This window comes from Streptomyces incanus (genome assembly GCF_042656345.1).
GTDB classification, from domain to species: domain Bacteria; phylum Actinomycetota; class Actinomycetes; order Streptomycetales; family Streptomycetaceae; genus Streptomyces; species Streptomyces incanus.
On the sequence record NZ_JBHSPC010000086.1, the window covers coordinates 1 to 19,909 of the forward strand.

General features: G+C 67.7%; 21 protein-coding genes. 10 read left to right on the forward strand and 11 right to left on the reverse strand.

The window, feature by feature from the left end; translation table 11 throughout:
- Positions 1–73: 73 nt before the first annotated feature.
- Together ACFP2V_RS26070 and ACFP2V_RS26075 are read right to left on the reverse strand one after the other, a co-directional pair.
- On the reverse strand, positions 74–472 hold the full coding sequence (locus tag ACFP2V_RS26070) for a hypothetical protein (protein WP_055592324.1): 399 nt from the start codon (positions 470–472) through the stop codon (positions 74–76).
- Between the two features lie 325 nt (positions 473–797).
- The gene (locus ACFP2V_RS26075; protein ID WP_055592325.1) at positions 798–2,039 is read right to left on the reverse strand and encodes a hypothetical protein; all 1,242 of its coding nucleotides are present in this window, start codon (positions 2,037–2,039) and stop codon (positions 798–800) included.
- Positions 2,040–2,322: 283 nt separating this feature from the next.
- Here ACFP2V_RS26075 and ACFP2V_RS26080 point away from each other — a divergent pair, with 283 nt between their 5' ends.
- The 3 genes from ACFP2V_RS26080 to ACFP2V_RS26090 all read left to right on the forward strand — a co-directional run bounded on the left by ACFP2V_RS26080 (position 2,323) and on the right by ACFP2V_RS26090 (position 5,619).
- Positions 2,323–2,919, forward strand: coding sequence for a hypothetical protein (locus ACFP2V_RS26080; RefSeq protein WP_055592326.1), 597 nt, complete (start codon positions 2,323–2,325; stop codon positions 2,917–2,919).
- A gap of 481 nt (positions 2,920–3,400) precedes the next feature.
- Positions 3,401–4,171 (forward strand): methyltransferase domain-containing protein, encoded by a 771-nt coding sequence (locus ACFP2V_RS26085; RefSeq protein ID WP_381217316.1) that lies wholly within the window; start codon positions 3,401–3,403, stop codon positions 4,169–4,171.
- Between the two features lie 62 nt (positions 4,172–4,233).
- A complete protein-coding gene (locus ACFP2V_RS26090) occupies positions 4,234–5,619 on the forward strand; it encodes a serine hydrolase domain-containing protein (RefSeq protein ID WP_381217319.1) in 1,386 nt (461 codons plus the stop codon).
- Between the two features lie 95 nt (positions 5,620–5,714).
- Here ACFP2V_RS26090 and ACFP2V_RS26095 read toward each other — a convergent pair whose 3' ends face one another.
- Together ACFP2V_RS26095 and ACFP2V_RS26100 are read right to left on the reverse strand one after the other, a co-directional pair.
- The gene (locus ACFP2V_RS26095) at positions 5,715–6,167 is read right to left on the reverse strand and encodes a GNAT family N-acetyltransferase (protein WP_381217322.1); all 453 of its coding nucleotides are present in this window, start codon (positions 6,165–6,167) and stop codon (positions 5,715–5,717) included.
- 38 nt (positions 6,168–6,205) lie between these two features.
- A complete protein-coding gene (locus tag ACFP2V_RS26100; RefSeq protein ID WP_381217325.1) occupies positions 6,206–6,670 on the reverse strand; it encodes a MarR family winged helix-turn-helix transcriptional regulator in 465 nt (154 codons plus the stop codon).
- 142 nt (positions 6,671–6,812) lie between these two features.
- Between ACFP2V_RS26100 and ACFP2V_RS26105 the strand changes: the two genes are divergently transcribed.
- Both ACFP2V_RS26105 and ACFP2V_RS26110 read left to right on the forward strand, forming a co-directional pair.
- Complete coding sequence (locus ACFP2V_RS26105) at positions 6,813–8,021, forward strand: MFS transporter (RefSeq protein WP_381217328.1); 1,209 nt, start codon at positions 6,813–6,815, stop codon at positions 8,019–8,021.
- A 161-nt stretch (positions 8,022–8,182) separates the two neighbouring features.
- The gene (locus ACFP2V_RS26110; RefSeq protein ID WP_381217331.1) at positions 8,183–8,602 is read left to right on the forward strand and encodes a GlcG/HbpS family heme-binding protein; all 420 of its coding nucleotides are present in this window, start codon (positions 8,183–8,185) and stop codon (positions 8,600–8,602) included.
- A gap of 74 nt (positions 8,603–8,676) precedes the next feature.
- Here ACFP2V_RS26110 and ACFP2V_RS26115 read toward each other — a convergent pair whose 3' ends face one another.
- The 6 genes from ACFP2V_RS26115 to ACFP2V_RS26140 all read right to left on the reverse strand — a co-directional run bounded on the left by ACFP2V_RS26115 (position 8,677) and on the right by ACFP2V_RS26140 (position 13,442).
- Complete coding sequence (locus ACFP2V_RS26115) at positions 8,677–9,549, reverse strand: GNAT family N-acetyltransferase (RefSeq protein ID WP_381217334.1); 873 nt, start codon at positions 9,547–9,549, stop codon at positions 8,677–8,679.
- Between the two features lie 150 nt (positions 9,550–9,699).
- Positions 9,700–10,182, reverse strand: a complete 483-nt coding sequence (locus tag ACFP2V_RS26120) for an NUDIX domain-containing protein (protein ID WP_381217336.1) — start codon at positions 10,180–10,182, stop codon at positions 9,700–9,702.
- 87 nt (positions 10,183–10,269) lie between these two features.
- Positions 10,270–11,172, reverse strand: a complete 903-nt coding sequence (locus ACFP2V_RS26125) for a LysR family transcriptional regulator (protein WP_381217339.1) — start codon at positions 11,170–11,172, stop codon at positions 10,270–10,272.
- Between the two features lie 226 nt (positions 11,173–11,398).
- Positions 11,399–12,571, reverse strand: coding sequence for a cystathionine gamma-lyase (locus ACFP2V_RS26130; RefSeq protein WP_381217342.1), 1,173 nt, complete (start codon positions 12,569–12,571; stop codon positions 11,399–11,401).
- Positions 12,568–13,059: a low molecular weight protein-tyrosine-phosphatase gene (locus ACFP2V_RS26135; protein ID WP_381217345.1), complete on the reverse strand. Its 492-nt coding sequence runs from the start codon at positions 13,057–13,059 to the stop codon at positions 12,568–12,570. The genes ACFP2V_RS26130 and ACFP2V_RS26135 overlap by 4 nt, the downstream gene beginning before the upstream one ends.
- 5 nt (positions 13,060–13,064) lie before the next feature.
- Positions 13,065–13,442, reverse strand: a complete 378-nt coding sequence (locus ACFP2V_RS26140; RefSeq protein WP_381217348.1) for a phage holin family protein — start codon at positions 13,440–13,442, stop codon at positions 13,065–13,067.
- A gap of 59 nt (positions 13,443–13,501) precedes the next feature.
- Between ACFP2V_RS26140 and ACFP2V_RS26145 the strand changes: the two genes are divergently transcribed.
- From ACFP2V_RS26145 to ACFP2V_RS26160, 4 genes are all read left to right on the forward strand, one after another.
- A complete protein-coding gene (locus ACFP2V_RS26145) occupies positions 13,502–13,819 on the forward strand; it encodes a cupin domain-containing protein (protein ID WP_381217481.1) in 318 nt (105 codons plus the stop codon).
- Positions 13,820–13,969: 150 nt separating this feature from the next.
- Entirely contained in the window at positions 13,970–14,182 is a 213-nt protein-coding gene (locus ACFP2V_RS26150) for a DUF5326 family protein (protein WP_381217351.1), read from the forward strand.
- A gap of 302 nt (positions 14,183–14,484) precedes the next feature.
- Positions 14,485–15,210 carry an IclR family transcriptional regulator domain-containing protein gene (locus ACFP2V_RS26155; protein WP_381217484.1) on the forward strand — a complete coding sequence of 242 codons (726 nt, stop codon included), beginning with the start codon at positions 14,485–14,487 and terminating at the stop codon, positions 15,208–15,210.
- A 98-nt stretch (positions 15,211–15,308) separates the two neighbouring features.
- Positions 15,309–15,743: an SsgA family sporulation/cell division regulator gene (locus ACFP2V_RS26160; RefSeq protein ID WP_042163260.1), complete on the forward strand. Its 435-nt coding sequence runs from the start codon at positions 15,309–15,311 to the stop codon at positions 15,741–15,743.
- A gap of 207 nt (positions 15,744–15,950) precedes the next feature.
- Here the strand turns inward: ACFP2V_RS26160 and ACFP2V_RS26165 are convergent, their stop codons facing one another.
- Positions 15,951–17,306, reverse strand: coding sequence for a YibE/F family protein (locus ACFP2V_RS26165; protein WP_381217354.1), 1,356 nt, complete (start codon positions 17,304–17,306; stop codon positions 15,951–15,953).
- A 739-nt stretch (positions 17,307–18,045) separates the two neighbouring features.
- Between ACFP2V_RS26165 and thiC the strand changes: the two genes are divergently transcribed.
- On the forward strand, positions 18,046–19,860 hold the full coding sequence (gene thiC, locus ACFP2V_RS26170) for a phosphomethylpyrimidine synthase ThiC (protein ID WP_381217357.1): 1,815 nt from the start codon (positions 18,046–18,048) through the stop codon (positions 19,858–19,860).
- Positions 19,861–19,909: the final 49 nt, after the last annotated feature.

Genomic DNA, 19,909 nt, shown 5'->3' on the forward strand with positions numbered 1-19,909 from the left:
GAACTACAGCTGCCGTGTCAGAAGCCCGACCCTCAGACGCCGGGCCCGCCTGTTGCGGCATCGACGCCGTCAGTCACTGAAGCTCCTCACCCGGCGGTATGAAGGCGTCGGCGCTGTCGGCGTCCTCCACATGCCCCTGAGCATCGACCGTGATGGCAGTCGCCCGGCCCTGCGAAGTGATCAACCAGGCCAGCACCTGCTCCGTGAGAGGTGATCCACCCGGCCCTTCATCCGTCCAGTGTGCCCGCCATCCCCCACCGGGTATCGCGGCAACGACCTGATCGGCCCGCTCCAAGTGGGAGAAGTCCACGTAGTCCGTGACCTGGCGCAGTGCCCCTCGCTGCGGGTCGACCACCAAGGCTGTCCCGGTTGCGGGATCCCATCCCTCCACACGCACCATGCGACCGATCTCCGTCTCAGTGCCATTGAAGATGGCGGTCCATCCGGTCTGATTGAAGTATCGGAGTTGCATGGCGTCATGATCCCGGAGGTCCGGCGACCTGCTCGACCTCCGTGTCGTGGAAGCCGTGGTTATCAAGAAACCGGCAGGCCGGTGATGCTGATGACAAAGACCCGACGGACTGTGGAAGCGGACCCAGACATTCCTGTAGGGCTCACGGAGCTTGTGACCGACCGGCGGGCAGCCGGGCCAGCGTTGCTGCCACAGATCCGTCAGAAGCACCCGCACATCTCCAGTCAGTGGAGCCGCGACTGGCTCCCCAAGCAGGGGAGGCCGCCGAGTAGGCGGGAGAGAGCGCGGTCAGTGGATTGATGCTTTTCTATGCTGGTGCCCACGTTCACTCGTTGGGGGACTCCGTTGCCAGTGGGATACCGCACCGCCAGCAGTCGTTCGCGTGGTCGTCCTGGCAGACGTAGCGGATGGCACCATCCACGCACCATTCGGCGGCCTCCTCGGACAGCAGGTCGGGCCCGGCAAGGAGTAGCCGACGAAATTCCGTGGTGTCCGCAATGTCGGCCGGGCGGTTGGTGAACCACTCGTCGAACCAAGGCTTGTCCCGGTGCATGCGCCAGTGCGCATTCTCCCGGTCGTCGACAGCCGTAAGGAACCGATCGACGATGCGCCCCCAACTCGGAGCTCCGAACCAGCCGTTGTCGGACGCGCAGAAGGATTCGATCAGGGTTCGCAGGCCGAATTCCTTCTCGTGAAGGCAGTACCTTCGCCCCCATGAGATCGCGACCTGTGCCATCTCCGCGAGTTCTTCTCGCGGATCAACCTCGTGCGCCGGGTCGTCAGCGTTGTGGCAGGCCAGCCCGAGCTCGAGCACGGACTGCCCTGTCGGTAGAACCCGAGACGGGTTGACGATCGCGAGACCGACAGCGATCCAGTCGACATGGTCGAACGACAGCATCGAGCGCACGAGTCGGGTGGTTGCCACGTTGATCCGCATCATCGTGCCGTCGTGGAGCGGACTCATACCGGCATGCCAGTTCTCGACGGGTGTGTTGCGCCACACGGCGAGCGTGATGCGGGTGGCAGCCAGCCACAGCAGGGCGTCGTCGTCAAGGTGCCCGAACCGCTTGGCACACTCCTGGGCCCCGTAGGGGATCAACTCTCCCGGTTTCGGCCACCTATGGCTGTCAGGCCCTTCAGGCGCGTACTCGTAGTCGCCGGCGTACTCGTCGAGGATCTCGCTCAACTCGGCTGCGCTGTAAGCCTCGCTGTACTCGGAGCCGTCCGGCCCCTCGACGGTGTACATGTCGTGGTCCCATGACACATACACGTCGTCCCAGAGCACGACGTCGTCGCACTCGATGGCGTTATCCGTCACAACCGGCCTGATGGTGATCGGCGCAGTACGCCCGTCGGTTCGCTCGCCGTCCTTCTTGGCGGCCCATGCGGTGATGATCCCGAGCGGCTTCGGAAGGAGAGGGCCGACCTCGGTGATGCTGAACGGCTCGTCGTCGTCATCGGTGTCGAACCGGCTGTTGACGAACGCGACCGCCTCGGAGGGCGTGCTGACGATGGACTGGGTACCACTCTGGTTGTCAACCACTCGCCACAACGCGCTGTTCTTCATGATGCTCTCCGATCGCGGTGAATGCACCCGGGGCGGGTGCGATGCACCGGGTCGCTCGATACTGACTCCGATTAGGTGCTCAAAGGGGCCGGGCTGACAGGCTGCACTCGTGGCTCTTAACGATGCCTGGACGCCGGTTGGGCCGAACCACCCCCGAGCAGACCAGGGAAGCCGCCGTTTTCCGGTGCTGGCGGTCTCGGGGCCGGCCCCGTCTCGCCGAACTCTAGGCGCAGGGTCTGACATTCGAACCGGGCAGCACGTTCATGTGGTCGACAATGAGCCCATGGACGTTCCTGAGTTGCTCGAAGCAGCTTCTCTGCTGGTTCCGGAAGAGACCGCCACCGAGAACGACATCACGGTGCGAGACATCTGGGACTACCTCGTCCACGACGAGTGGGAGATCGCCCTGGACCTGCTGGAGGAGCTCGGGGACGCCTGCTCGCTTCCTCTGGCCTTCTGGGAACAGCTCGCCGAAGCCGCTGAGCAGCTTCGGCTGGAGCGGAGCGCGAGGTGGTGCCATTGGCGATGCTCCGAACTCCGCAACGGTGCGATCAGGGCGGATCTGACGCTCCGCCCCGCCGCCGAGGCGCGACGCACGGCGCCGATCCCCGGCGCCGGTGTTCTGCGACCCATGTGGGACATCGGACACTTCTCACCCACCGGCGGACGCGCGGTGAGCATCGCTGGGCTCTGGGTTGAGAACACGCCTGTGCTGGAGCCCGGAGGACGAGCCACGGTTCGCCTTGTGCCCCTCATTCCCTCCCACTGGACGCACGTCCAGCCCGGCCAGCAGATCACCATGCACCAAAACAGAGCCGTGGCCGGCACCGCAGTCATCTTGGAGGTCCGGCGCCCTGCCACGACCATGCCCGCGCGATGACATGAGCCGCTGGTGCACGTATCTCCGTACGTAGTGGTGCACCCGGACCGGGTAGTCGGACAGGCGGTGCAGCGTGCTGGACAGCCTGAGGAAAGTGACACCGATCTGAGACAGCCGTCGGCCGACACCGCGTGAGACTGAAGAGGGACATCCAGGTCACAGCGTCGGCACATGACACCGAAAGTGAGAACCTACATTCCTGTAGGTTCTCAAATTTCGTGTCGGTGCCCCACCGCGATGTCGGATGGAAGCCGGATCCGACATCGTGGTGGGACACCGCAGTTCAGCGGATCGAGCCGCGGTCACCGATCGGTGGCGCTGTCGGCTCTCCGGCACGAAGCTGAGACGCAGGGCGTCCGACGCGTCGTGAGACTCGGGAGAAGCGGCCGGCCTCGGAGGCCGCATCCGACACGAGCTGCGAGACCCTACATCCCTTCCTGCCGAATAGCATCGCTGTCAGCCACGGTGTTGACTCTCCCGTATGTCAACGACTCTCGGTGTGTCCCGACCTGATCAGGCCGCCTACATGCTCCGAGCAGCAGCCGGCGCCGGCCGCGGCTACAAGCGGGAATTGATGAATCTGCTGGACGTCCGGCCGGGGCAGACGGCACTCGACGTGGGATGCGGCCCAGGTACCGACCTGTCGGCGCTGGCCGAACGCGTCGGCGTCAGCGGCACGGTGATCGGAGTCGACCGTGACTCGGTCATGCTCACCGAGGCCCGCCGGCGTACGAAGGATCTGTCGGCAGTGGAGATCCGGGAGGGAGACGCCCACTCCCTGCCCGTCGCGCCGGGGTCAGTGGACCGGGCCAAGATCGATCGGGTTCTCATGCATGTCGCCGAGCCCGCCGATGTCCTGGCACAACTCCGCTTGGTCACCCGGCCAGGTGCGCGGATCGGTCTCGTCGAACCTGATTGGGACACCCTGACCGTTGACGCGGAGGATCTCGACACAAGCCGCGCCTTCACGCGCTACACCACCTCGGAAGTGGTTCGTCAGGCCACCATCGGCCGCAGCCTCGCCCGGCATGCCGAGCAAGCCGGCTTCACCGTCGAGACGGTGATCGCCACGACACCGGTCTTCCTCGACTTTCAGGACGCGGATCACACACTGGGACTGGGCCGCAACATGCAGCAGGCCATCCAGGATGGTCACATCGACCAAGAACGTGGTCATCGCTGGTTCACCTCTCTTTCCGAGGGAACCTTCTTCGCTTCCTTCATGCTCGTCAGCGTGATCTGCACCCGCTGACGAGCATGAAGGACGGCCGCCGACTTCGTACGGACGGAGCCCTCACCTGGTGAACTGAGGGTATGACGACACATCAGGAAGATCTGCTGGCCGGTACGCGGCGGGCATTGCTGCACCGGATCGCCGTTGCCCAGGCGGAGGAGCGTGCTCCGTCGCTCGTCGCGACCGTGGTGCGAGGTGGAGAGGCCGTATGGACAGGGGCGCGGACGTCGGTGGAGGGGCATGCGCCGGACGAGGACGTGCAGTACCGCATCGGCTCCATCACCAAGACGTTCACCGCCGTACTGGTTCTCCAGTTGCGCGATGATGGGGTGATCGACCTCGGGGACCCGCTGGAGAAACATCTGCCGGGTACGGGCGTGGGGGAGGCGACCCTTGCCGAACTGCTCTCGCACGCCGGCGGTCTGGCGGCCGAGACGCCGGGGCCCTGGTGGGAGCGCACCCCCGGCTCACTGCGGCCCGACCTGGCCGATGTCCTGGGCGAGCAGCCCCTGGTGCACCCGGTCGGCCGGCGGTTCCACTACTCCAACCCCGGATACGCGCTGCTCGGCGCGCTCGTGGAGAAGCTGCGCGGTGCCACGTGGGAGGAGGTGCTCCGACGTGACGTGCTTGAGCCCTTGAGCCTGCGCCGGACGAGTGTGCGTCCGAAGGCGCCGCATGCGGGTGGCTGGGCGGTGAATCCATGGGCCGACGTGATGCTGCGCGAGCCGGCCGAGGACCTCGGGCGGATGGCGCCGGCGGGACAACTCTGGTCCACCACAGGTGACTTGGCGCGCTTCGCGACCTTCCTGGCCCACGGGGACGCACGCGTACTGAGTATCGAGTCGTTGCGGGAGATGAGGAGGCCTGCGGCGCCGGTGGAGGCGATGGACGTGGCGTGCGGCTATGCCTATGGCCTGGGGCTGGAGTTGCGTCACCGGGACGGGCGGGCTCTCCTCGGGCACACCGGATCACTGCCGGGCTTCCTCGCCTGTCTTGCGATCGGCATGGAGGACGACGTGGCCGCGGTGGTCCTGGCCAACTGCACTTCGGGGCCAATGCTGTTCCCGGTCGCTGCCGATCTCGTCCGGATCGTTGCCGAGGCGGAACCGCGTATCCCTGCTCCCTGGCGACCGTTGAGGGAGTGTGATTCCACGGTGCTGGAGCTGGTGGGTCAGTGGTACTGGGGGACGCAGGGCTTCGCTCTGCGGCTGCCGGCCGATGGGTTGCTGTCGTTGGAGCCGCTGTCCGGCACGGGCCGTCGTGCCCGCTTCCGCTCGAACGGCGACGGAACCTGGACCGGACTGGAGGGTTACTACGCCGGAGAGCTTCTGAGGCCCGTACGGCGGCCTGACGGATCGGTGAGCCATCTGGACCTAGGGTCCTTCGTGTTCAGCCGTCAGCCGTACGAGGACGGGGCTTCCGTGCCGGGCGGAGTGGACCCTGAGGGATGGAGAGGGATCGGTTAGGGCTCGCACATCCGGCCTGCCCGGGGTATCTCGGAGGGCTCAGAGGTCTCCGTGGGCCCAGGGCTGTTTCACGTGAAACAGCCCTCCGTCCGTCCTTACAGCGCCAGTTTGAAGCCCACATGGGAAGCCGAGAAGCCGAGCCGTTCGTAGAACTGGTGGGCATCGGTGCGGGTGTTGTCGGAGGTCAGCTGGACCAATTGGCAGCCCTGACGGCGGGATTCGCCGATGGCCCACTCGATGAGCCGGGTCCCCAGACCGCTGCCGCGCTCGTTGGCGTGGATGCGGACCCCTTCGATGATCGATCTCGTGGAGCCGCGGCGGGACAACCCGGGAACGATCGTGAGCTGGAGCGTGCCGACGACACGGTCCTTGTGGACTGCGACGACCAGGTGCTGGTTCGGATCGGCGCTGAGCCGCTCCAGCGCGGCCAGGTACGGACCGAGGTCGTCCGGAGACTCGCGCTGCGCCCCCAAGGTGTCGTCCGCGAGCATACCGACGATCGCGGGGACGTCGTGGGTGGCCGCGGCACGTATTTCAAGATCTTCCATGGCGGTACCTTACGCAGCTACGTGCCAACGCGGTTGGTTCATGTCGGTACGGACGCCTTCAGTGTCTCCACCGCGCGGACCAGCGGGGCCAGGTCGGGGTTCTTCGCCGCCGCGTCGAGCGCCTCACGCAGTGCGGAGTCGTTGGTCGGCCGTGCCCTCTCGAGAAGAGCGAGGCCGGCCTGCGTGACGTTGGTGTAGATGCCGCGCCGGTCCGTGGGGCACAGGTAACGCTCCAGCAGGCCACGGTCCTCGAGCCGGGTGACCAGGCGGGTGGTGGCGCTCTGGCTGAGTACGACCGCGTCTGCCACCTGTTTCATCTGGAGATGCCCCCCGTCGCCGTCGTGCTGTCGGCTCAGCACGTCGAGCAGGGAGTACTCCCGCACGCTCAGATCGTGCTGGGCCTGGAGAGCCCGCTCGACGTGGGCCTCGATTCTCCCGTGCAGCAGGGAGAGTGCGCACCAGCCCTGCGCAAGGGCGGTGAGTGTGGGGTCCGTGGCTGTCACTGGCGTTCCCTCCGTCCAGGAGTTGCTGGAACCAGGGTAGAGCAGTAGCGAAATAAGCCGCGCTTGCATTTAGCCCGCGTCTGCAATTATTGTCAGAGCGCGCAAAGCGATTCTGCAATCATTCGGGAAGGGCTGTCTCCTCATGCCTCTCGCGCTTCTGGCCCTCGCGATCGGGGCCTTCGGGATCGGAACGACCGAGTTTGTGATCATGGGTTTGTTGCCCGAGGTCGCCGGCGACTTCGGCGTCTCCGTCCCCACGGCCGGTCATCTGGTGACCGGCTACGCCCTGGGCGTCATGCTCGGCGCCCCGCTGATGACCGTGCTCGGCACCAAGATCTCCCGCAAGCGAATGCTGATGCTGCTGATGGGCCTGTTCATCGCCGGGAACCTGCTCTCGGCCCTGGCCCCGGTCTTCGGTCTCATGCTGCTCGGGCGGGTGATCGCCTCGCTGGCCCACGGCGCCTTCTTCGGAATCGGCTCGGTGGTAGCGGCCGGTCTGGTCGCCCCGCACAAGAAGGCCGGAGCCATCGCCCTGATGTTCACCGGGCTGACCGTGGCCAATGTCGTCGGTGTCCCTCTGGGCACCCTCGTCGGCCAGTCGGCCGGTTGGCGCATCACGTTCGGGCTCGTCGCCGTGCTCGGTGTCATCGGACTGGCCGGCATCGCCGGGCTCGTTCCCGACCTTCCCGCGCCCGGGGGCGTACGGCTGCGTCATGAACTGGCCGCCTTCAAGAACATCCAGGTACTGCTCGCCATGGCGATGACCGTCCTCGGATTCGGCGGTGTCTTCGCAGCCATCACCTACATCGCGCCGATGATGACGCAGGTCGCCGGCTTCGCGGACGGATCCGTCACCTGGCTGCTGGTCCTCTTCGGCCTGGGCATGGTCGGAGGCAACCTCGTCGGCGGCAGGTACGCGGACCGCGCCCTGATGCCCTTGCTGTACGTGTCCCTGGGCGCTCTCGCCGTCGTCCTCGCTCTCTTCACCCTGAGCGCGCACCACAAGGTCCTGGCGGCCGTCACGATCACCCTGATCGGCGGCTTGGGCTTCGCCACCGTTCCGCCTCTGCAGAAGCGTGTTCTCGACCAGGCCCACGGTGCCCCCACGCTGGCCTCTGCCGTGAACATCGGCGCCTTCAACCTCGGCAACGCCCTGTCAGCCTGGCTCGGTGGCCTGGTGATCACGGCGGGCCTCGGCTACACAGCGCCCAACTGGGTCGGCGCCGCCCTCGCCGCGAGCGCTCTGGTGCTGGCCTTCGTCGCCGCCGCCCTCGACCGTCGTGACAAGTCCCTCAGCACCGTGGACGCCGGCCAGGTGCTCGCCGAGCGGCAGGCCGCGGCCCTCCACTGACCGGGATGCCTGTGGACACGGAGGGTGCAGGGACCGACCCCCTCACCTTTACGCGGGACCCCTTGCCGCCCCAGCCGCCAGCACCTTCACCACCGGCATTACTTCCCTCACGGACCTCGCCGCTTCAAGCGGTATCACTCGTACACCGAGGAGTGTTTTTCATGAGCACCACCGCTGTCGCTTCGCTCACCACCGCTGACGCCGAAGCCCTCGTCATGGCCGCGCACCAGGCCGCCGAGGCCGCCGGGGTCACGGTGAGCGTGACCGTCCTGGACGCGGGTGGGCATCTGCTTGCCTTCCGGCGGGACGACCGTGCCGTGCTGATCTCCGGCGAGACCAGCACCCGCAAGGCATACACCGCTCTCCAACTGAACGCGCCCACCGCCGACCTCGTCGACGCCGTACAGCCGGGAGGGATCTTCCACACCCTGCCCACCGCACTGGACCGGCCGTTGCTGTTCATTGCTGGGGGCGTGCCCGTCCGGCGTGGCGGCCGTCCGATCGGCGCGATCGGCGTCGGCGGCGGTGCACCGGAGCAGGATCACTCCTTCGCCACGGCCGCCGTGGACACCCTCGTCTAGGGCCTGCGGTTCCCATGGTGTGTACGCCGGTTCCCGACGCTTCCGGGAACCGGCGTCGCCGTGCCCGGAAGGCGTCAGCCTGCCGCGACCGTCACAGGGGCGAACCTTCGAGTCCAGTCGCCGGGTAGCTCCGTGATTCCGTACGTCATCACGGCGTTGAAGGCGATGGACTCCAGACCGTGGCCCTTTGCCCAGGCCAGCAACTCTTTGTGCCGCACGTCGATGTCGGTGCGCAGCGGCCGGTCGGTGTGGGCGGCGAGCGAGGCGAGGAGCGCCGTGGCCGTGAGGGTGTCGCGGGCGATCAGCGGTCCCACGACGTGGGTGTCCATATTGGGCCACGCGGCGGTGTAGCCGACGATCCGGCCGTCCTCCTCGGCCACGCGCAACTGGTCGGCGAATGCGGGCAGCCGGGTGACGATGTGTGTGCGGTCCGTCCCGAACACCTCCTCGTCGAGTCGAAGGAGGGTGGGCAGATCCCCGGCGGTCGCGGCTCGGGTGGACACCCCCGCTACGGGTTCGCCCGCGCCCGGGACGAAGTGCCCACGGAGCATCTCCGCCCGGCCGGTGACCTTGAAACCGAGCTCTTCGTAGAGCGGGCGGCCGTTTGGCGTCGCGTGCAGTGTCAGTGGCGTGGAGTCCATCGCCGAGACCACGTGGCGCATCAGATGACGTCCGACGCCCTGCCGGGCATGCTTTTCCGCGACCAGAACCATGCCGATGGCGCCGAGTGTGGGTTGTTCCTGAGGCCCGTACTCGGTGACGACGCAGGCGGAGGTCAGCCCGCCGTCGGGATCATCGATGCCGTAGCCCTTCCCGGCGGAGAGGAGGAGTCCCCACTTGTGCTCTTCGCGTGGCCACCCCCGGTCCTCGGACAAGTCGGCACAGGCCGAAAGATCGCGGAATGTCAGGCGACGGATGGGCAGAGAAGCAGGGGGAGGTGTCGGCACGCAGGTCAGGCTGTCCGACGTCGACTGGCGGCGTCCACTTGTTTCCAAAGATCGAGGCGACCTTTCGGTCATGTAGAGGCCGGTGCGGGACATGGTCGCAGGCATGGGATGTTTCACGTGAAACGCGCGAAACCGGCGAATTGCCGGGGGTCAACCCAGGTCGGGGGCCTGCAGGGCGCGCACACCCTCGATGTTGCCGTCCAGATAGTGCCGCAGTGACAGCGGGACGAGGTGGACGGAGGCGATGCCCACGCGGGTGAACGGTACGCGGACGATCTGGTACTCGCCGGCGGGCTCGTCGACCTCTGGGCCATGCCGCAAGGACGGGTCCATGGACTCGAGGTGGCAGACGAAGAAGTGCTGCACTTTCACACCGGTGGCTCCGCCGTCCGCGCCGATGTGCTCCACCGTGTCGACGAAGCAGGGCACTACATCGGTGATCTTGGCGCCGAGTTCCTCGTACACCTCTCGGTGGAGAGCGTCGACGACGGTCGAGTCCTCCGGCTCGACACCGCCACCCGGGGTGACCCAGTAGGAATCCACGCCGGGCTTGGTGCGTTTGATCAGGATCAGGTGGTCGCCGTCCAGCAGAACGGCTCGAGCGGTGCGCTTGACCACGGGTCGAACGGTCATGGAGGAAATGTGGCCCAGCTTGTTCCACGTGAAACATCACGGCACATTACCGGCCGGATTTCCGGCGTGGGCCGCCCGGCCGGAGGGTCAGCACCAGTCGGTGGCCGCCTGCTGCAGCGCCTCATGTGCGCGTGCGACATGTGGCATGGCCAGGGTGCCGTTCCGGACCACCAGGAAGTACGTACGCAACGGCGGCACCGCAGGCTCGTGCAGGGCGGTGACCTCCCCCCGCTCGAGTGCGGCCGTACACAGATACCGGGGCAGCACAGCCAGACCGGCACCCGCGACGGTGCAGGCCAGCACCGCGCGTAGATCTGGGACGACGACAGCGCCCGCGGTGACAGGTTGGGAGTCGAAGACGGAGGCCCAGTAACGGGAGACGAGAGGGAGCGACTCGTGCACCTCGATCACCGGGATCTGTTCCAGGGCGGACACCTCGGTGGGGTGAACCCTGACGGCATCGAACCGCTCGGCCCAGCGGGGCGCGGCGACCAGGACGTGTTCCTCGTCGCAGAGCGGAGTCGCCGAGAGCAGTGCGCCGCGTGGCCGGACCGTACTGATGGCCAGATCGTTTCGCCCGGCGGCCAACCCTTCCAGCGTTTCCTCGGCGGTCCCGAAGGAGGCGCGCAGGGCGAAGCTCTGGCTGTTCCGGGTCAGTGCGGTGAGCGCGGGCACTGCCCGCTCGGACGTGAACTCCAGAGGTCCTGCCAGGTGCAGCGTCCGCGAGGAGGATTCCTCGTCGAGCCCGGTCTCGGTGATTTCCACCAGGGCGTCAAGGTGGGGCGCGGCTTTGTGGGCGAGTTCGTCCCCGATGGTCGTGGGTGTCACGCCGCGGGCCTTCCGCAGGAACAGCGGACGCCCCAGCTGCCGCTCCAGGGTCCGGATCTGGGAGGTCACGGCCGGCTGGGAGAGGCCGAGCAGGGCGGCGGCACGGGTGAAGGAACCGGCTCGGTGCACGGTCACGAAGGTCCGCAACAAGGCCAGATCCACAGCACACCCTCCCGTTTTGTCGGCCCCGCTGCCGCTCCGGCACGACTATAAATATGTCGATAGGCCGCTGTCGCTACAGTGATTGGACACTGACACTAAGTCAACTAGCCTTGGTCACGCGGTTCTTCGCACGCGTAGAACCGGGACGGTCCGAGCCACGAGGGGGGAGGCTCGGACCGTCCGTCGCCGGGATCCGGGTGCCTGACGGCCCGCCCGGGCGGACCGGTCAGCCGGCCGACTCGTCCAGTGCGCGGAGTACGTCCGCCACCAGATCGGCAGGGTCCTCGGCACCGACGGAGAAGCGGACGAAGCCCTCCGGCACCGCGTCCCCACCCCAACGACCCCGTCGCTCTGCTGTGGACCGCACACCGCCGAAGCTCGTCGCATCGTCCACGAGCCGCAGCGCGTCGAGGAAACGGTCCGCACGCGCCCGTGAGGCCAGTGTGAAGGACACCACGCATCCGTAGCGCCGCATCTGCTGCGAGGCGATCTTGTGGGAGGGATCGTCCGGCAGGCCCGGATAGCGTAGCCCCGTCACCTCGGGCCGTTCCCGCAGCGCCTGGGCGAGCGTCAGAGCCGTGGCGTTCTGCCGGTCGACCCGCAACTGGAGTGTGGCGATCGAACGGTGCGCGAGCCAGGCCTCCATGGGGCCGGTAATGGCACCGGCGATCTTGCGCCAGCGGCGTACGGCGGCCATCGCCTCGGCGTCGTGGCCTGCGACGTATCCCAGGAGGATGTCGCCGTGTCCGGTGAGCTGCTTGGTACCGCTGGCCACGGTGAAGTCGGCACCGAGCTCCAGCGGACGCTGGCCGAGCGGGGTCGCGAGAGTGTTGTCGACGGCGACCAGTGCCCCACGTGTGTGTGCCGCCTCGGCGAGCCGCCGCACGTCGCACACGTCGAGCCCGGGGTTCGACGGAGTTTCGATCCACAGCAGCCTCGCGCCGTCGAGGAGATCGAGCTGGGCGTCGCCCCCGGTCGGTGCGGTGCGCACCTCGATGCCGTACGCCTCCAGTTGGGCGCGCACCAGGGGCAGTGCCTGATAGCCGTCGTTCGGCAGGACAGCCACGTCCCCGGCGCGGAGCTGGGAGAAGAGCACCGAGGAGATCGCGGCCATGCCTGAGGGGAACACCAGGGTTTCGACGCCGTCCTGCCCCGGCGCCTCCAGCTCTCCGATGGCCCGCTCCAGCAGCGTCCAGGTCGGGTTCTCGTCCCTGCCGTAGGTGTAGGGGCCCGTGGGGTCGCCGGGCAGGTGGAAGTGGGCGGCGAAGACGGGTCCGGGCAGGGTCGGTTCGTGCTTGACCGGCTCGGGCAGCCCGGCCCGCACCGCGCGCGTGCCCTCACCGGGAGACGCTCTCCCCGCGCTCGCCCCGTAGCCGCCCGTCGTCCTCGAATCGCTCATGCCGCCCGTCCTTCCACTTGCTCACGTACCGAGGAGAGCAGTCCGACGCTCGCCGCCTCCACCATCTCAAGACATGCGTAGAAGCCGTCCGCCTCCCCGTAGTAAGGGTCCGGTACGTCCAGATCGTCGCCTGCTGCGGGGTCGTACGAGCGCAACAGGTGCACCTTGCCCGCGTCCCGTGGGGTGGGGGCCAGGCGGCGCAAAGTCCTGAGGTGGCCCGTGTCGAGGGTGATGACCAGATCGAGGCGGGCGAACCAGGAGGGGTCGAACCGCCGGGCGGTGTGGTCGGCGGCGTAGCCGTTCTCCTCAAGGACGGCCACCGTGCGTGGATCGGCGCCGTCGCCCTCGTGCCAGCCGTCGGTGCCGGCGCTGTCGGCCTTCACCACGCCGTCGAGGCCGGCCTCCGCGACGCGCGCGCGGAAGACGGACTCGGCCATCGGGGAGCGGCAGATGTTGCCGGTGCAGACAAAACAGACACGGTAGACCATGGTGCTCAGTCTCCGTCGGGCAGGACGACGTTGAGGGCCCAGGAGACGACCGAGATGACCAGACCGCCCAGCACGGCCGTCCAGAAGCCCTCCACATGGAAGCTCAGGTCGAACACGTCGGCGAGCCAGGAGGTGAGCAGCAGCATCAGAGCGTTCACCACCAGCGTGAACAGCCCGAGGGTCAGGATGAGCAGCGGGAGGCTGAGGAGCTGCACGAGCGGCTTGACCAGGAAGTTCACCACGCCGAAGATCAACGCGACGAGTATGAGGGTACCGATCTCCTTGCCCCTGCTGTCGCCGGTCAGGGTGATCTTGTCGATCAGCCACACCGCGACCGCGAGGGCCGCGGCGTTGGCGATCGTCTTGACTACGAAATTCTTCATGTGTCTGATCGTGGCAGACAGGACCGGACATGAGCAGTGAGGCAGAGGCGGACAAGGCTATGAAGGCATTCCGGCTGGACGAACTGGAGGCCGAACGCGCCGCCAACGAGGGCGCCTACCTCCAGTTCCTGCGGGAGCGGAACATGTCGGTCGGCCTGTACGCCCTGGACGCGGGCGAACAGGATCCACAGCAGCCGCACGGCCAGGACGAGGTGTACTTCGTCGTCAGCGGCAGGGCGGCGATCACCGTCGGCATGGAGACCACGCAGGTGGCCCGCGGTAGCGTCGTGTACGTGCCGGCCGGGGTCGCGCACAAATTCCACCACATCAGTGAGGACCTGAGGGTCCTGGTGGTGTTCTCTCCGCCCGAGAGCTGAGCCGCGGTCTCCGGGTTCCCTAGGGGACCGTTCAGGGGAGGACAAGGGATCAGAGGGCCCCGGCAGGGCTCCTGCAGCCCTAGCATCGAGTGCAGGACATCATTCACGCGACCCGGTACGAGACGGGCGGAGCAGGTAAGGACGAAGGCGATGCGAGAGATCTTCATGGGACTGCCGTGGTGGGTGAAGTGGATCGCGGTGCCGATCATCGCCCTGGTCGTGTTCGGCGGCCTGATAGCCAGCGTGGTCGGCTTCGTGATCGGGCTGCTCTTCAAGGTATTGGTCTTCGTCGCCTTGGTCGGCGGACTCATCTACGTCGTACGGAAGTTCACGTCGAGTTCGACGTCGCGCGGCGACTGGTGAGCCTCACGGGGAGCCGGTGAAGCGGTAACAGCCGGCGCCGGTTCCCTCGGGCGGGGGAAGTTTCCCGGACGGACCGTCTGTCTGCGGTGACAGACGGTTAGAGTCCGGAAGGCCATGCGGGGACGATCCCCGCGAGCGGCGTACACCCCCACCCGTGTTCCCCCGCACGGGCTGCCCCCTCGCTCCGGGAGTGACCCTTGGCCACGGCTGCCACCGTCCCCGCACATCTGTCCGCCGTTCCCTGCCAGCCCCATGCGCGTGCGGCGTCCGAGCCGGCGCCCACCGCGACCCTCATCGGCTCGGTGCAGCGCGCGATGCGTCTACTGGAGTCCGTCGCGGGACACGAGTGTGGGGCCCCGGCCAAACAGCTGGCCCGCGAGACCGGGCTGGCGCTTCCCACGGCCTACCACCTGCTGCGCACCCTTGTACATGAGGGCTATCTGCGCCGCGACAAGGGACTGTTCTTCCTCGGCGACGCGGCCGAGCGGCTGGCCAGCAGTGGAGCCCCGCAGAAACGTCGCAGCACGGTCGTCGCCGCGCTCGCGCGCTGGCGTGACGCGATCCGGGCTCCCGTGTACTACGCGGTGTACCGCGAGGGCGAGATCGACCTGGTGTGCGTTTCCGACACCCCGGGCAATCCCGCGGTCCAGGAATGGGCCGACTTCCGGGCGACCGGCCACGCGCACGCCATCGGACAGTGCCTGCTGTCCCAGCTCGACGAGGCCGCCCGCCGGGACCACCTCGACCGCTACCCGGTGCAGCCCGTCACGCCGTACACCGTGCGCGACGGGCACAGCCTGCTCCGGCGCCTGGAGCGGACGCGTCGCATGGAACCGGTGTTCGCGCGTCAGGAGTACGCGCTGGGGACGGTGTGCGCGGCCGTCCCGATCACGGCCGGTGCCACGGCCGCGACGATCGCCGTCTCCCTGCCGGTGCATCAGGTCCACCGGCTGCACCCTGCCGCCCAGCAGTTGCAGGCGGAAGTGGGCCGCCTGCTGGGGCCGTTGGCGCTCTCTATCAGTATCTGAAAACTCACTCCTTGTGATTCGTTGTGTACGTTGAGCAAGATTCACCCAGTGTCAGGGGTCCATTCCCGGCCGGTCCGTAGCGAATGACGGGGTAGGCGATGCGCGAGTCCGTGCAGGCAGAGGTCATGATGAGCTTTCTCGTGTCGGAGGAGCTGTCCTTCCGTATCCCGGTGGAGCTCCGCTACGACACCTGTGATCCCTACGCCGTACGGCTGACCTTCCATCTTCCCGGTGACGCGCCGGTGACCTGGGCGTTCGGCCGGGAGCTGCTGATCGACGGCGTGGGCAGACCGTGCGGCGAGGGCGACGTACGCGTTTCCCCGGTCGACCCCGATGCCCTGGGCGAAGTGCTGATCCGGCTTCAGGTCGGAGGCGACCACGCGTTGTTCCGTTCGTCGACGGCGCCGCTCGTGGCCTTCCTCGACCGCACCGACAAGCTGGTGCCGTTGGGCCAGGAGGGTGCGCTCGCCGACTTCGACGCCCATCTCGACGACGCGCTGGACCGCATTCTGGCGGAGCAGAGCGCCGGGTGAAGCGTTCCGCATCCGGGCCGCCTGTGGCGAAACGCTTCACGGTGTTCCGCCACACCGGGCAGGAGCGCTTCCGCAGTGGCGGCAGAGCGGCTCCGGTGCCGGATTGACCAGCAGTCGGTAGCCGGCAGCCGATTGCCGGAGGGCGGGTTGCCGGGAGAGCGGCCGCGGACGGTCAGAAGTCGGCGGCGCGGTCCGGCGCCGGCGGGGTCAGCGCTTCCGGCGCCTGCCCCGCCCGCCGCGTGCCGGAGCCGATCGGACGCCTTCCTCGGCCACCGCCTGCGCGGTCGGACGGTCGGCCGAGACCACCAGGGCGGCCAGCACCGTGGTGACCGGCACCGAGGCGACCAGGCCGATCGAGCCGATCAGCGTACGCACGATCTCCTCCGCCACCAGCTCGCTGTTGGCGACCGTCCCCACGCTGCTCTGCGCGATGGAGAACAGCAGCAGCAAGGGCAGCGCGGCGCCCGCGTAGGCGAGGACCAGGGTGTTGACGACGGACGCGATGTGGTCGCGGCCGATACGGATACCCGCGCGATACAGCCCGCGCCAGCCCATCGTCGGGTTGGCCTCGTGCAATTCCCACACGGCCGACGTCTGCGTGACCGTCACGTCATCGAGTACACCGAGCGATCCGATGATGATGCCGGCCAGCAGCAGACCGCTCATGTCGATATCCGGGTAAAGACCGTGGATCAGGCCGGTGTTGTCGTCGGTGTCGCCGGTCAGCGCCGCCCAGCTGATGAAGACCGAACCCAGAACGCCGATCAGCAGCAACGAGATCAGGGTGCCGAGCACAGCCACGGAGGTGCGCGCTGACAGCCCGTGGCAGAGATACAGAGCTTGCAGCATGATGGCGCTCGCCCCCACCACCGCCACGACCAGAGGGTTCGAACCCTGCAGGATCGCGGGCAGGATGAAGAAGTTCAGCACCAGGAAGCTGACCGCCAGCGCGACCAGCGCCATCACACCGCGCAGCCGTCCGACAACGACGACGGCGACCGCGAAGATGCCGGCGAGCAGGGTCAGCGGTACGCGCCGGTTCACATCCGCCACCGAGTACTGGAGGTCCTTCGGAGCGGAGGGCTCGTAGGCGACCACGACCCCCTGACCCTCACTCAGTTGCCTTGACTGGTCCGGCTGCACGATCTCGGTGAAGGTACGGCCCGCATCGTCGCCGGTGTCGACCCGGATCGTCGCTTTCTTGCACGTGCCGTCCGCCTGCTGCTGCGCGGAGGACCCCTCGGCCGTCGAGGTGTCACCGGTCGGGACGCCTCCGGACCCATTGACGGACGAACAGCTCACCTCGACCACCTTGGCGACCGTGGCCTGCTGCGTCTGCCGGTCGAAACCGACGCCGGTCCGCTCGTGGCCGGGTGTGCCGCCCGGCCACAGCACCGCGAGGCCGATCAGCACCGCCGCGCCGAACGGGATGAGGACCGCTGCGATGACCTTGCGCAGGTGCTTCGAGACGGGGGCGGCCGGGCCGTGGCTGTGACTGTGTCCGTGCGCGTGGCCGTGCCCGCCATCGGCGCTCGGACCATGTTCGTGCCTGCCGTCATCCAAAAGCGGACCGCCGTGCCCGCCGCCCGAGTTCGGACCGCTGCCGAAGTTCGGGCCACGCCCGCGGCTGCCGTCATCGGGGTCCGAACTGCGGTCATGACCCGGACCGTGATCTTGGCCGCGGACTCGACCCTGCCTTTGCCCTCCTTGCCCCTGCCCGTAGCCCTGGCCCGGGCGTCCCGCGCCGGGTCCGGGAGTCCGACCGGGAGGTCCGAAACCCTGGCTTACGGGTCCCGGACCAGCGGGCCTATCGGGACTTCTGGGGCCAGGGTCTCCAGGGCCGGGCAGATGGCTCTGTGCCGCCGGTGCCTCGCCGGGGCCGTGCCCATGCCCGAACCAGTCTCCGGAGCCGGGGCCGTCTCCCCGAACATCCCCACGGCCCCGGTCGGTGCCGGCTGCGGATCCTCTGCCACGGCCGTCGCCGATTCGGGCGCCGGAGCCACGGGATGGTTCGGGTGGCGGGTACGGAGGAGGTTGCGTCGAGGTCACCGCCTGATCATCGCAAGAACAACGAGGGCCCTCTGTTCACCGCGCCAGAATTCCCGCTAGCGTGGAGGCACCTTTTGTACACGCGGGAGCTCGGAGCACCGGGCTGAGAGGGCGCTGACCTCCGTCCCAGCGACGTTTCACATGAAACATCACTTGTCCGAGTGATGTTTCACACGGAACGCCGGTAGACGGAAGCCGCTGCGTCGACCGCTGAACCTGTTACCGGGTAATGCCGGCGTAGGGAGTAGGTCTCATGACCAACAAGGACGCACGCACGCCTGTCTCCACCCAGAATCCGACGGAAGCGTCGGTGTGGGAGGAGGCCGGGAAGCCCATCGGCTGGCACAAGGCGTACGTCGAGGGCACACGCCCCGACCTGCGGGTGCCGGTCCGCCAGGTGCACCTCACCACCGGGCAGTCGGTCACGCTGTACGACACCTCGGGCCCGTACACCGACCCCCTGGTCGACACCGATGTGCGCAGAGGGCTGGCGCCGGTGCGGGAGAGCTGGATCATCGCGCGCGGTGACACCGAGGAGTACGCGGGCCGTCCGGTCCGCCCCGAGGACGACGGGATCAGGCACATCTCGCCGCGCGGTGGACTGCGCAATCTCGACGCGGTGTTCCCGGGCCGACCCCGTCAGCCGCGCCGGGGCCGCGCGGGCGGGGCGGTCACGCAGCTGGCGTACGCACGCCGCGGTGAGATCACGCCCGAGATGGAGTACGTGGCCATCCGGGAGAACGTATCGCCGGAAGTCGTGCGTGAGGAGATCGCGGCAGGCCGCGCGGTGCTGCCCGCCAACGTCAACCACCCGGAGACCGAGCCGATGATCATTGGCAAGCGGTTCCTGGTGAAGGTCAACGCCAACATCGGCAACTCCGCGGTGACCTCCTCCATTGAGGAGGAGGTGGAGAAGATGACCTGGGCGACCCGCTGGGGCGCCGACACGGTCATGGACCTGTCCACCGGCCGCAACATCCACACCACCCGGGAGTGGGTGCTGCGCAACTCCCCCGTCCCCATCGGCACCGTGCCGCTCTACCAGGCGCTGGAGAAGGTCGACGGCAGGGCCGAGGAGCTGACCTGGGAGATCTACAAGGACACCGTCGTCGAGCAGGCCGAACAGGGCGTGGACTACATGACGGTCCACGCGGGCGTACGGCTGGCGTACGTGCCGCTCACCGCCCACCGCAAGACGGGCATCGTCTCGCGCGGCGGTTCGATCATGGCGGCGTGGTGCCTGGCGCACCACAAGGAGTCGTTCCTGTACGAGAACTTCGAGGAACTCTGCGAGATCCTCGCGGTGTACGACGTCACGTACTCGCTCGGTGACGGTCTCCGGCCGGGCTCGATAGCCGATGCCAACGACGAGGCGCAGTTCGCGGAGTTGCGCACGCTCGGGGAACTCAACCGGATCGCCAGGCGTTTGGAGGTGCAGACCATGATCGAGGGCCCGGGGCATGTCCCGATGCACAAGATCAAGGAGAACATCGACCTTCAGCAGGAGATCTGCGATGAAGCCCCGTTCTATACGCTCGGCCCGCTGACGACGGACGTCGCGCCCGCGTACGACCACATCACCTCCGGTATCGGTGCGGCGATGATCGCCTGGTGGGGTACGGCCATGCTCTGCTACGTCACGCCCAAGGAACACCTGGGCCTGCCGGACCGCGACGACGTCAAGACCGGCGTCATCACCTACAAGATCGCAGCCCATGCCGCCGACGTCGCCAAGGGGCACCCGGGGGCGCGGGAGTGGGACGACGCCCTGTCCGACGCGCGCTTCGAGTTCCGGTGGGAGGACCAGTTCAACCTGGCTCTCGACCCGGACAGGGCAAGGGAGTTCCACGACGAGACGCTTCCGGCGGAGCCCGCGAAGACAGCTCACTTCTGCTCGATGTGCGGGCCCAAGTTCTGCTCCATGAAGATCAGCCGGAGCATCACGGAGCGGTTCGGCGGGACCTCGGCGGAGGGTATATCGGCCGAGGAGATCGCTGAGGGGATGCTGCGGAAGTCGAAGGAGTTCGCTGAGGCGGGCAACCGTGTGTACCTGCCGTTGACGGACTGAACGAACAAGCGGACCGAATGAACAAGGGGGCGGGCCGTTCGGGCCCGCC